General features: G+C 71.1%; 11 protein-coding genes. 4 read left to right on the top strand and 7 right to left on the bottom strand.

The window, feature by feature from the left end; genetic code table 11:
- Positions 1-94: 94 nt before the first annotated feature.
- Positions 95-2,917, top strand: coding sequence for a penicillin acylase family protein (locus OG214_RS30540; RefSeq protein ID WP_405986545.1), 2,823 nt, complete (start codon positions 95-97; stop codon positions 2,915-2,917).
- Between the two features lie 143 nt (positions 2,918-3,060).
- Here the strand turns inward: OG214_RS30540 and OG214_RS30545 are convergent, their stop codons facing one another.
- A complete protein-coding gene (locus OG214_RS30545; RefSeq protein ID WP_405986546.1) occupies positions 3,061-4,314 on the bottom strand; it encodes an exo-beta-N-acetylmuramidase NamZ domain-containing protein in 1,254 nt (417 codons plus the stop codon).
- A 315-nt stretch (positions 4,315-4,629) separates the two neighbouring features.
- Here OG214_RS30545 and OG214_RS30550 point away from each other — a divergent pair, with 315 nt between their 5' ends.
- The gene (locus OG214_RS30550) at positions 4,630-5,403 is read left to right on the top strand and encodes an SDR family oxidoreductase (protein ID WP_405986547.1); all 774 of its coding nucleotides are present in this window, start codon (positions 4,630-4,632) and stop codon (positions 5,401-5,403) included.
- Positions 5,404-5,544: 141 nt separating this feature from the next.
- The gene (locus OG214_RS30555) at positions 5,545-6,138 is read left to right on the top strand and encodes a TetR/AcrR family transcriptional regulator (protein WP_363084683.1); all 594 of its coding nucleotides are present in this window, start codon (positions 5,545-5,547) and stop codon (positions 6,136-6,138) included.
- Between the two features lie 92 nt (positions 6,139-6,230).
- Here the strand turns inward: OG214_RS30555 and OG214_RS30560 are convergent, their stop codons facing one another.
- From OG214_RS30560 to OG214_RS30585, 6 genes are all read right to left on the bottom strand, one after another.
- On the bottom strand, positions 6,231-6,605 hold the full coding sequence (locus OG214_RS30560) for a peptidase inhibitor family I36 protein (protein WP_363084682.1): 375 nt from the start codon (positions 6,603-6,605) through the stop codon (positions 6,231-6,233).
- A 215-nt stretch (positions 6,606-6,820) separates the two neighbouring features.
- A complete protein-coding gene (locus tag OG214_RS30565) occupies positions 6,821-8,035 on the bottom strand; it encodes an acyl-CoA dehydrogenase family protein (protein ID WP_363084681.1) in 1,215 nt (404 codons plus the stop codon).
- A 7-nt stretch (positions 8,036-8,042) separates the two neighbouring features.
- Positions 8,043-9,065: a phosphotransferase family protein gene (locus OG214_RS30570; protein WP_405986548.1), complete on the bottom strand. Its 1,023-nt coding sequence runs from the start codon at positions 9,063-9,065 to the stop codon at positions 8,043-8,045.
- Positions 9,066-9,263: 198 nt separating this feature from the next.
- Positions 9,264-9,605, bottom strand: coding sequence for a DUF202 domain-containing protein (locus OG214_RS30575; RefSeq protein WP_363084679.1), 342 nt, complete (start codon positions 9,603-9,605; stop codon positions 9,264-9,266).
- Entirely contained in the window at positions 9,605-9,997 is a 393-nt protein-coding gene (locus OG214_RS30580; protein WP_405986549.1) for a YidH family protein, read from the bottom strand. The genes OG214_RS30575 and OG214_RS30580 overlap by 1 nt, the downstream gene beginning before the upstream one ends.
- Positions 9,998-10,007: 10 nt before the next feature.
- Positions 10,008-10,538: an NUDIX domain-containing protein gene (locus OG214_RS30585; protein ID WP_363084677.1), complete on the bottom strand. Its 531-nt coding sequence runs from the start codon at positions 10,536-10,538 to the stop codon at positions 10,008-10,010.
- A gap of 98 nt (positions 10,539-10,636) precedes the next feature.
- On the opposite strand from OG214_RS30585, the gene OG214_RS30590 reads away from it, so the two are divergent.
- Positions 10,637-12,292: an FAD-binding dehydrogenase gene (locus tag OG214_RS30590; RefSeq protein ID WP_363084676.1), complete on the top strand. Its 1,656-nt coding sequence runs from the start codon at positions 10,637-10,639 to the stop codon at positions 12,290-12,292.
- Positions 12,293-12,627 lie beyond the last annotated feature (335 nt).

The raw sequence follows: 12,627 nt of genomic DNA on the forward strand, positions 1-12,627 counted from the left end.
GATGTGAGGATCCGGAAAAGGTGACTGATGTTCATCTTACTGAGCGGTCGGACCGTCGCTAGCCTCCGGCGCACCGGCCTCCCGAGGAGCATCCATGCGACGACGCACCGGAAGACTCTTGCCCGCCACCGCCGCGGTGTTCGCGCTGGGCGCGGCTCTGCTGATCCCGCAGACGCGGGCGTCCGCCGAACCCGCCCGCGCGCCCGCGGCCGCCGCGGACCCCGTCACCGACCACTGCCAGAGCCAGTGCGACGACATCCTGCCGCCAGGACAGAACGGCAACGCCACGCTCGCCGGCATCCTCCTCCACCAGGTGTTCGGCACCCGCCCCGCGCACAGCTCCGACCAACTCGGGCGGTACGACGCGCTGGTGGCGGGCCAGAGCGGGCTCACCGACGAGAAGCTCACCGACTTCTTCAACGACGCCTCCTTCGGTGTCCCCGCCGGCCAGGCCGAATCCGTCACCACCCCGCGCCCGGACGTCACGATCACCCGCGACAGAAGCACCGGCGTTCCGCACATCAAGGGCACCACCCGCTACGGCACCGAGTTCGGCGCCGGTTACGCCGCGGGCCAGGACCGGCTCTGGATGATGGATCTCTTCCGGCACATCGGCCGCGGTGAGCTGACCTCCTTCGCCGGCGGCGCGCTCGCCAACCAGGGACTTGAACAGCAGTTCTGGCCCTCGGCCCCGTACACGGAGGCCGATTACGAGGCCCAGATCGAGCGGATCAGGACCACCGAGGGCGAGCGCGGCGAGCTGGCCATGGCCGACGCGCAGGCGTATGTCGACGGCATCAACGCCTACCGCCAACAGGCCAAGGACGGGCGGTACTTCCCCGGTGAGTACGTCCTCACCGGCAAGATCGACTCGATCACCAACGTGGGCGAGATCCAGCCCTTCGAGGTCACCGATCTGATCTCCATCGCGTCCGTCGTCGGCGGCCAGTTCGGCGGCGGAGGCGGCGGCGAGGTGCAGGCCGCACTCTCGCTGCTGGCCGCGCAGCAGAAGTACGGCGTCGTCGAGGGCACCAGGGTCTGGGAGTCCTTCCGCCAGCGAGACGACCCCGAGGCCGTGCTCACCATCCATGACGGCACCGCCTTCCCGTACGCGCGCAAGCCCGCCCAGCCGCGTGGTACGGCCCTGCCCGACGCGGGCTCCGTCCAGGCCGAGCAGCTCGTGCACGACAGGACGGGATCGGCGGGCACCGGCACCAGGGCGCCGGTCCGCGCCCCCGCGAAACTCAGGCCCGCCCAGGGGATCTTCGACGACGGTGTGATCCCGCAGGGCTCGCTCTCCGCCAAGCGGGGGATGTCCAACGCCCTGCTGGTCTCCGGCGAGCACACCGCGAGCGGCAACCCCGTGGCCGTCTTCGGCCCGCAGACCGGCTATTTCGCGCCACAGCTCATGATGCTCCAGGAACTCCAGGGTCCCGGGATCAGCGCCCGCGGTGTCTCCTTCGCCGGAGTCGGCATGTATGTGCAGATGGGCCGTGGCCAGGACTACGCCTGGAGCGCCACCTCCTCGGGCCAGGACATCACCGACACCTATGCCGTCGAGCTGTGCGAGCCCGACGGATCGGCGCCCACCAAGGCGTCCAGCCACTATCTCCACCGCTCGGTCTGCACCCCGATGGAGAGGATGGAGCGCGTCAACTCCTGGAAGCCGAGCGTCGCGGACTCCACCGCCGAGGGCTCGTACCGGCTCCAGGTCTGGCGCACCGAGTACGGCATGGTCACCCATCGCGCGACCATCGGCGGCAAGCCCTTCGCGTACACCTCGCTGCGCACCACCTACCGGCACGAGGCGGACTCGATCATCGGCTTCCAGATGCTCAACGACCCCTCGTACACCAAGGACGCCGCGTCCTTCCAGCGGGCGGCCTCGAACATCGACTACGCCTTCAACTGGTTCTACGCGGACTCCCGCACCGCCGCCTACTTCAACAGCGGGATGAACCCGGTGCGGGCGGCCGGTGTCGATCCCGCGCTGCCCGTCCTGGCCGAGCAGGCGTACGAATGGCGGGATTACGACCCGCGGTACAACACCGCCGCCTACACCCCCTTCGCCGAGCATCCCCAGTCGGTCGGCCAGGACTACTACATCTCCTGGAACAACCGGCAGGCGAAGGAGTACGACGCGGCCGGGTTCGGCTTCGGGGCGGTGCACCGGGGCGATCTGCTCGACGACCGCGTCAGGAGGCTGGTCGCGGACGGCGGTGTCACCCGTGCCTCCCTCACCCGGGCGATGGCCGAGGCCGCCGTGACCGATCTGCGCGGTGAGCAGGTACTGCCCGAACTGCTGCGGGTGGTGCGTTCGGCGCCCGTCACCGATCCGGCGCTGAGCACCGCCGTACAGCAGCTGGAGGCCTGGCGCACGGCCGGGGCGCAGCGCAAGGAGACCTCGCCCGGCTCGCACACCTACGGTCACTCCGCCGCCGTGCGGATCATGGACGCCTGGTGGCCCCGGCTGGTCGAGGCACAGTTCAGGCCCGCACTCGGGGACGAGCTCTACCAGGCGCTCACCGCGTCGCTCTCGATCGACGAGTCACCGGCGTCGAGCCACGGCCCGACGGGCGCGCACAGCGGCTCGGCGTTCCAGTACGGCTGGTGGGGCTACGCCGACAAGGACCTCAGGCAGGTGCTCGGCGATCCGGTGCAGGCCCCGACGGCGACCACCTACTGCGGCGGCGGTGGGCTGAGCGCCTGCCGGGACACCCTGCTCACCACCCTGAAGGCGGCCGTGCAGGCGCCCGCGGCCACGGTCTACCCGGGGGACGAGAGCTGCTCGGCCGGGGATCAGTGGTGCACGGACGCGATCATCCACCGGGCGCTCGGCGGTATCACCCACCCGACGGTCAACTGGCAGAACAGGCCGACCTACCAGCAGGTGGTGGAGTTCCCGTCGCACCGCTGACGCGGTGACGCCGGCGGACCGGTCCAGGGGCCGGTCCGGACCGTGACAGACACGCGCGGTCCGGACCGGCGCCCGGTGCTCAGCCGCGGGACGCCGGACCGGCGGCCGGCGTTCAGCTGTGGACGCCGGCCACCGGCCGGTGCTCAGCGGTAGAGCAGATAGCCGCGCCGTACCCGGCGGAACGCGGCCAGCTCGTCCTGCCAGGCGTCGACCACCTCGTCCGTCCCGGCGCCCGCGTCGATCAGGGTGCGGACCCGCGTCGAGCCGGTCAGTTTGTCGATCCAGTTGTCGGGACGCCAGGCGAATCCGCTCCAGGACCGCTTCGCCGTCACCAGCAGCGCGATCCCGGTGCGTACCGGATCGAACAACGTCCGGTCATGGACATGGAGCTGCACCCCGCCGATCGTCTTCCCCTGGAACTTGGAGAAGGTCGGCGCGAAATACGCCTCGCGGAACCGTACCCCGGGCAGCTCCAGCGCGTTGGCCGCCTCGGCCCAGGTCCGGTCGATGCCCTCGGCGCCGAGCAGTTCGAACGGCCGGGTCGTACCGCGCCCCTCCGACAGATTCGTCCCCTCGAACAGACAGGTGCCCGCGTACACCAGCGCCGTGTCCGGTGTCGGCATATTGGGGCTCGGCGGCACCCAGGGCAGTCCCGTTGCGTCGAAGAAGTCGGACCTGCGCCATCCCGACATGGTCACCGTCGTCAGCTCCACCGGCTCCGCCAGGAACTCGCCGTTGAAGAGCAGCGCCAGCTCGGTGACCGTCATACCGTGCGCCTGGGAGATCGGCTCGCGGCCCACGAAGGTCGCGAACTCCCGCTGGAGGACGGGTCCGAGCGCCGCCCGCCCGGTGACCGGGTTGGGCCGGTCCAGTACGACGAAGCGCTTGCCCGCGAGCGCCGCCGCCTCCATACAGTCGTAGAGCGTCCAGATATAGGTGTAGAAGCGGGCGCCCGCGTCCTGGATGTCGAAGACGACCGTGTCCACACCGGACCCGGTGAAGATGTCCGCGAGAGCCTGCCCGCTCTTGAGGTACGTGTCGTAGACGGGCAGCCCGGTGGCCGGGTCGTCGTGGCGGCCCTCGGAGCCGCCCGCCTGGGCCGTCCCCCGGAAGCCGTGCTCCGGACCGAAGACGGCGGCCAGATCCACCCGGTCGTCGCCGTGCATCACATCCACCACATGGCGTACGTCCCGGGTGATCCCGGTGGGGTTGGTGACCAGGCCGACGCTCTGCCCCGACAGCAGCCGGTAGCCGTCGGCGGCCAGCCGGTCGAAGCCCGTGCGCACCGAGGGCGCGCTCCCGGAGCGCGCGGCGGCGTGCGAGGCGCCCGCGGTGAGCGCCCCCGCGGCCCCCACGGCGCCACCGGCGGCCAGCAAACCCCGTCTGGACAGGCTCATCCCGCTACCTCCGTGATCGGGTCGTCCGTCGTCTGTCATGCTCACGCACGCTAGCGCGAGGAACCGCCGTACGGAACGAGGCCCACGGTCGGCCCCTGGTCCTCGGGCCTCCCTTCCGCTTCCACCCGGGGTCTCCTTTTCCACCAGGGTCTCCTTCCGCTTCCACTCTGCACCCTCCGCGTCCGCGGGCCGCCCGTGTCCCGCTCCCTTCCCGCCCACTCCCTTCCCTCGCCACATACCGACTGGTTAGTCTGCCGGTGTCGGCGCGCCGCGGGGCGGCCGGCGCAGAACCGGAAGCCCGGAAGGCAGGTCCCGATGAGTACGGTGGACACGGTGCGGGACGCGGGGGTCGTGGTCACGGGGGCCGGCGGTGGTATCGGCGCCGCGCTCGCCCGCAGATTCGCCGCCGAGGGCGCCCGTGTGGTGGTCAACGATCTCGACGCGGAGAAGGCCGCGGCCGTCGCCGCGGAGATCGGCGCCCGCGCGGTCCCCGGCGATGCCTCCCTGATCGTGGCCGAGGCCCGGGAGGCGCTCGGCGGCACCGTCGACATCTACTGCGCCAACGCGGGAGTCGGCTCACCCGGCGACGCGCTCGCAGGCGAGGAGGTCTGGTCGTCCGCCTGGGACGTCAATGTCATGGCGCACGTACGGGCCGTCAGGGCGCTGCTGCCCGACTGGCTGGAGCGCGGCGCCGGCCGGTTCGTCTCCACCGTCTCCGCCGCAGGACTGCTGACCATGATCGGCGCGGCCCCGTACAGCGTCACCAAGCACGGCGCGCTGGCCTACGCGGAGTGGCTCTCGCTGACCTACCGCCACCGCGGTCTCAGGGTGCACGCCGTCTGCCCGCAGGGCGTCCGTACGGACATGCTCACCGCCTCGGGCAGCGCGGGCGAACTGGTGCTCGCCGCCACCGCCATCGAACCGGAGGAGGTCGCCGACGCCCTGTTCACCGCCATGGCGGAGGACCGCTTCCTCGTTCTGCCGCATCCGGAGGTGGCCGGCTTCTCCCGGGCGCGCGCGGACGACCCCGACCGCTGGCTGGCCACGATGAACCGCGTCCAGCGGAAATGGGAGGCGACCGAGGGGTGACGGGCCGTGGCTGACGGGCATCGACTTCCCGCCGGAGCCGTCCGTGTCCGGAGGTGGGAAGATCCTCGGACAGAGGGGGCACGGGTCACGCCTCCTCCGACGGACAGTGCGCGGTACGGAACGGAAGGCGGGTGGCGGCACATGGCCAGGACGACGGACGGGGGCGGAGTGCCCGTCCCGCAACGGCTGCTGGCCGCCGCCACCCGGCTCTTCGCGGAGCGCGGCTACGACCGCACCTCGGTGCAGGAGATCGTCGAGGCGGCGGGTGTCACCAAGGGCGCTCTCTACCACTACTTCGGCTCCAAGGAGGATCTCCTCCAGGAGGTCTACGCACGGGTCCTCCGTCTCCAGCAGGAGCGTCTGGACGCCTTCGCCGACGCGGACGAGCCGGTGGAGCGGCGGCTGCGGGCCGCCGCCGCCGATGTCGTGGTGACGACGATCGACAATCTGGACGACGCCTCGATCTTCTTCCGCTCGATGCACCATCTCAGCCCGGAGAAGAACAAGCAGGTACGGGCCGAGCGGCGCCGCTACCACGAGCGCTTCCGCGCGCTGATCGAGGAGGGCCAGCGCGCTGGTGTCTTCTCCACCGCCACCCCCGCCGATCTGGTGGTGGACTACCACTTCGGCTCGGTCCACCATCTCTCGACCTGGTACCGGCCGGACGGCGTTCTCTCCCCGCAGCAGGTCGCGGACCATCTCGCGGATCTGCTGCTGCGTGCGCTTCGTCCGTAGGGCCTGTGCGCCGTACAGGCCCTACGGACGGGCCCTGAGGGGTCCCTCGGCTGCTGTCGGATCCTCTCAGGAGCTTTTTTGCCGGCGGTGGCTCAGCACTCACCGCGCCAGACGACCTTGGTGACGGTGACACCGACGAAGTTGGCCTTGTACTCGCCCGGCCCCGGGTTGAAGTGCAAGCACTGGCCCCAGTCGCGGCCGTTGTACCGCCAGGAGAGCTGGACATGGTCGCCGCCGGCGAAGCGGACGCCGTTGTTGAAGACGGAGCGGACCCCCGCGACACCGCCCGACCAGTTGCCCGCGGTCTTCAGCAGCAGGCTGCCGCTCTGTCCCTCGCCGGAGTAGGCGCAGAAGTACTGCTTGGGACAGCCGGGCGGATTCGGCTCCGCCGAGGCGGTGGGCGCGGCGGCGACGACCGCCGCGAAGGCGGCGGACACGGCGAGGGCGGCGATCGAACGATGACGCATGGGTGGTTCCCCCTGTGGCTCCGGTGCACGGCTTGCGGTCGTTAGAGCGCTGCCGACGCTAGCCAGAGAAGGGGCCGAATTGAGATCCATGGGGTGATAACCACCGTAAAGGCTGAAATAAGTGGCGAGATGGTGCCGTGCGGCCTCTCGCTCCCGCGTCTGCGCCCGAGGTCCAAGCCCGAGCCCGTACGCGAGCCCGGGTCCACGCCCACGCCTCAGAGGTACTTCTTCAGCTCCCGCCGCGCCAGCGACCGCTGATGCACCTCGTCGGGACCGTCCGCCAGGCGCAAGGTCCGTGCCGCCGCCCACAGTTCGGCCAGCGGGAAATCCTGGCTGACCCCGCCGGCGCCGTACAACTGGACGGCCGAGTCGATGATGTCCACCACCGCGCGCGGAGTGGCGATCTTGATGGCCTGGATCTCCGTGTGCGCGCCCCGGTTGCCGACCGTGTCCATCAGCCAGGCCGTCTTCAGCACGAGCAGCCGGAGCTGCTCGACCGTCACCCGGGCGTCCGCGATCCAGTTCCGTACGACGCCCTGCCGGGCGATCGGCCCGCCGAACGCCGTACGGGACACGGCCCGTCGGCACATCAGCTCGATCGCGCGCTCGGCCATGCCGATCAGCCGCATGCAGTGGTGGATACGGCCGGGCCCGAGCCGGGCCTGCGCGATCGCGAAACCGCCGCCCTCCTCACCCACGAGATGCGTGGCGGGCACCCGTACATCGTCGAAAACGATCTCGGCATGGCCGCCGTGGTAGTGGTCCTCGTAGCCGTACACCCGCATCGCGCGGGTCACCCGGAGCCCCGGGGTGTCGCGCGGTACCAGGATCATCGACTGCTGGCGGCGGACGTCCTCGCCGTCCGGGTCCGTCTTGCCCATCACGATGAAGATCGCGCACTCCGGGTTCATCGCCCCGGAGATGTACCACTTGCGGCCGTTGATGACATAGGAGTCGCCGTCACGCTCGATCCTTGTCCGGATGTTCGTCGCGTCCGACGAGGCGACCTCGGGCTCGGTCATCGCGAACGCCGATCGGATCTCGCCCGCGAGCAGCGGCTCCAGCCAGCGCTCGCGCTGCTCCTCGGTGCCGAACTGGGCGAGCACCTCCATATTGCCGGTGTCGGGCGCCGCGCAGTTCAGCGCCGTGGGCGCCAACTGCGGCGAGCGTCCGGTGATCTCGGCGAGCGGCGCGTACTGGAGATTGGTCAGCCCGGCGCCGTACTCCTTGCCGGGCAGGAACAGATTCCACAGCCCCTGCCGGCGCGCCTCGGCCTTCAGCTCCTCCACCACCGGCGGGGTGCCCCAGGGGTCGGCCAGCCGTGCGCGCTGCTCGTGCGCCACCTCCTCCGCCGGGAGGACATACGCGTCCATGAAGGCGAGCAGCTTGGCGCGCAGTTCTTCGGTGCGGGCGTCGAATGCGAAATCCATGGACGGGTCAGCCTTCCTGGAGGGTGGTGAGACCGTGCTCGATGAAGACGGGGACGAGATCGCCGATCCGGTCGAAACCGGGTCCCACGGTCCGGCCGAGGGTGTAGCGGTAGTGGATGCCCTCCAGGATCACGGCGAGCTTGAACCAGGCGAACGCCGTGTACCAGGCGATGGCGGAGGTGTCCCGGCCCGAGCGGGCCGCGTACCGCTCGACCAGCTCCCCGGGCGCGGGGTGGCCGGCCGCCCCCGCCGTCGTACTGACCGGTGAGTCCGGCAGCCCCAGACCCGTGCTGTACATCACCAGCAGCCCCAGATCGGTGAGCGGGTCGCCCAGCGTGGACATCTCCCAGTCCAGCACCCCCGTGATCCGGTCGTCCCCGTCCATCAGGACGTTGTCGAGCCGGAAGTCGCCATGGACCACGGTGGGGGAGGGCGAGCCGGGCAGCGCGCGGCCGAGGGCGGCGTGCAGTTCGTCGATCCCGGGCAGCGCGCGGTCGCGGGAGGCGGCGAGCTGCTTGCCCCAGCGGCGGAGCTGACGGTCGAGGAATCCCTCGGGCCGGCCGAAGTCACCGAGACCGACGGCCTCCGGATCGACGGCGTGCAGCTCGACCAGAGTGTCGACCAGCGCGAGGACGGCGGCGCGGGTGCGCTCGGGACCGAGCGGGGCGAGCTGTTCGGCCGTGCGGTACGCCGTGCCCTCCAGATGCTCCATGACATAGAAGGGCGCGCCGAGGACGGACTCGTCCTCGCAGAGCAGCAGCGGTTCCGGCACCGGCACGGCCGTCGGATGGAGCGCCTTGATCACCCGGAACTCGCGCGCCATGTCATGGGCGGTGGCCAGCACATGGCCCAGCGGAGGCCTGCGGACCACCCAGTGCCGGGTGCCGTCGGTGACGGCGTACGTCAGATTCGAGCGGCCCCCCTCGATCAGCCGTGCCTCCAGGGGCCCGCCCACCAGTCCGGGACGGACGAGGTCGAGCCGGCCGCGCAGTTTCTCGGGATCGAGTCCTGGCAGGGGGGCTGGGCTCATGGTGCGGTACCTCCGTGGGCGGTCGGGGGGAGGAAGGAGGAGGACGAAGATGGAGAACGGGGCGGAACCGTACCGGCTGTACGGCCTCCCGTGCACGTCCTCCCGCTCATGATGCCGACCGGTCGGTATGCCGTCCAGTGCCATGGACCCGGGCAGACCGGTGCCACGGACCCCAAGCAGACGGGTGGCCGGGGAGGCTCACATCATGACCGCCACCGCGCACACCGCCAGCAGAACGGTGCAGACCGTCATCGCGACGGCGCCGCTCACCGGCAGCGCCCGGGGACGTGCGGTGGCCAGGGCCCGCACCCGCCGGTGGGCCGTCGCCAGAAAGCCCAGCCAGACCAGGGCGATGAACGCGACGGCGGCCGGAGTGGCGGCCGTACCCCCGTCGTGGATCGCCTGGCGCGCGGCCAGGACCGCCACGACGGTGCAGGTGAGTGTCGTACGCCGCCAGGCCAGCCGGGTGCGCTCCGGCTGGAGCCCGGGATCCCGGACGGGCTCCGGGTCCTGAGGCCCCGGAGCGGTGCTCGGTGTCATCAGCCGGCCCGGCCCAGCACCACGATGACCGCCATCACCACGGCGACCACTCCCACCGCCAGACTCAGCAGGGTGGGAAAGCCGGACACCGGCAGATCCTCCCCGCGCCGCATCGCCACCTCGCAGCGCACCCAGTGGTTGACCGCGCGCAGCGAGCAGAGCGCCCCGGCCGCGAGCAGCGCCACCGCGAGCCCGACCCGTACGCCCCAGCGCAGGTCCGGCAGGAACTGGGCGACCGCGAACCCGCCGCCCACCAGCGCGAGCGCCGTACGGATCCAGGCCAGGAAGGTGCGCTCGTTGGCCAGCGAGAAACGGTAGTCGGGGGTCTCGCCCTCGTCGCCGACGCGGCGGGGCGCGAACCACAGCCGCAGGTTCCGTACAAACCCGGTCACGTGGCGCACCCTACGCGCGTGGCGGACGGGGCGCCCGGGAGGCCCTGAAGCGCTCGTACGCCGCGAGGCCGTCCGGTACCCACTCCCACTCCCCGAGCCGCCGCTCCAGCTCGGCCTCCGTCAGGAAACCGTGCCAGGCGATCTCTTCCACCTGGGGATTCACCGGCAGCGCGCAGCGCACCCAGTACACATACGCGCTCTCCAGGAAGGACCCGTCCGCCGCGTCGTAGCGGAACGGGAACAGCGGTACGGGACGGTCGAGACCCGACACCCCCAGCTCCTCCTCGGCCTCCCGCAGCGCCGCGTCGTCATAGCTCTCGCCCGCGCCCACGACACCGCCCACGAACATGTCGTAGAGGGAGGGGAAGGCGAGTTTGCCGGCGGTCCTGCGATGGACGAACACCCGGTCCTCGGGGTCCCGTACCAGTACGAAGACACAGCGGTGCCGCAGGCCCTTCGCGTAGATCTCACCGCGCGGCGCCTGCCCGACCACACGGTCGTTCTCGTCGACGACGTCCAGGATCTCGTCAGCAGCGCTCATGAACCCCATCCAACCAGTTGACGTGTTACTCACGCGTACGGAGGATCGGACCACCTGCCCGGCCCGGTGCTCGACTGTGCTCTCAAAGGACGGAAACGATGGCGTACGACGCTGATGTGATCGTGATCGGGGCGGGCCTCGCGGGCCTGGTCGCCACCGCCGAACTGGTGGACGCGGGCCGGTCCGTCATCCTTCTCGACCAGGAGCCCGAGCGGTCGCTCGGCGGTCAGGCGCACTGGTCCTTCGGCGGACTGTTCCTCGTGGACTCGCCCGAGCAGCGCAGGCTGCGGATCAAGGACAGCCGTGAACTCGCCCTCCAGGACTGGCTCGGTACGGCCGGTTTCGACCGCCCCGAGGACCGGTGGCCGCGCGCCTGGGCCGAGGCGTACGTGGACTTCGCGGCGGGCGAGAAGCGGTCCTGGCTGCACGCGCGAGGGGTGAGGTTCTTCCCGGTGGTGGGCTGGGCCGAGCGCGGCGGATACGACGCGAGCGGGCACGGCAACTCCGTACCGCGCTTCCACATCACCTGGGGCACCGGGCCCGCGGTGGTCGCGCCCTTCGAGCGGCGGGTGCGCGAGGGCGTCGCCCGGGGGCTGGTGACCTTCCGGTTCCGGCACCGGGTCACCGGCCTCGCCGCCACGGCCGGCGCCGTGGACACCGTCACCGGCGAGATCCTGGAGCCGAGCGACGCCGAACGCGGCACCGCGAGCGGCCGTACGGTCACCGGCTCCTTCGAACTGCGGGCACAGGCCGTGATCGTCACCTCCGGCGGTATCGGCGGCAATCACGAGCTGGTCCGCGCCCAGTGGCCGGAGCGGCTCGGCACCCCGCCGCGCAAGCTGCTCTCCGGAGTGCCCGCGCATGTCGACGGACTGATGCTCGGCATCACGGAGGCGGCGGGCGGGCACCACATCAACCGGGACCGGATGTGGCACTACACCGAGGGCATCGAGAACTGGAACCCGGTCTGGGCCCGGCACGGCATCCGTATCCTGCCCGGCCCCTCCTCGCTCTGGCTGGACGCGCGGGGCCGCCGGCTGCCCGTACCGCTCTTCCCCGGCTTCGACACGCTCGGCACCCTGGAGCACATCATGCGCTCCGGCCACGACCACACCTGGTTCGTCCTCGACCAGCGCGTCATCGGCAAGGAGTTCGCCCTCTCGGGCTCCGAGCAGAACCCCGATCTCACGGGCAAGTCGGTCCGGGGCGTGATCGGCCGTGCGCGCGCCGGTGTACCGGGACCGGTGAAGGCGTTCATGGACAACGGAGCCGACTTCGTCGTGGAGAGGGATCTGGGCGCGCTCGTACGCGGGATGAACGCGCTCACCGAGGAGCCGCTGATCGACGAGGACCGGCTGCGCCGTGAGATCACCGCGCGCGACCGGGAGATCGCCAACCCCTTCACCAAGGACCTCCAGATCACGGCGATCCGGGGAGCCCGCAGATATCTGGGGGACAAGCTGATCCGTACGGCGGCCCCGCACCGCATCCTCGATCCTGCGGCGGGGCCGCTGATCGCCGTACGGCTGAACATCCTCACCCGCAAGTCGCTCGGCGGCCTGGAGACGGATCTGTCCTCACGTGTGCTGACCGCGGCGGGCGAACCCCTGCCCGGTGTCTACGCGGCGGGCGAGGTGGCCGGTTTCGGCGGCGGCGGGATCCATGGCTACCGCTCCCTGGAGGGCACCTTCCTCGGCGGCTGTCTCTTCTCCGGCCGTACGGCGGGCCGCGCCGCGGCGCGCGCGACCGGCTGACAATCCGGTCGGCCGGCCGACCGGTACGCCGCCGCCCTGACCGGCAGGTACGCCGCCGTCCTGACCGGCGTGTACGTCGCCGTCCCGGCCGGCCGGGACGGCGCCGCGGCGGCCGGTGCGCGGACCGGACGGCTGACGCCCCGCCATCGGGCCGTTTCCCAACGTGACTTCCGCGACTCGCGCGCACCGGGCCGAAGGGCGCCGCCTTATGGTCCATGGTGGCCGAAACCCATCTGAGCTGGGCTTCCGTACGAGAAGCGGATCAACCGTGGCGGAACGCGGAACAGTTGGCGGCGGTTCGTACCGAAGACAGCCCTTGACGCGAAGCCTCGCCT

Origin of the sequence: Streptomyces sp. NBC_00872 (assembly GCF_045161915.1) — a bacterium.
GTDB lineage: Bacteria > Actinomycetota > Actinomycetes > Streptomycetales > Streptomycetaceae > Streptomyces.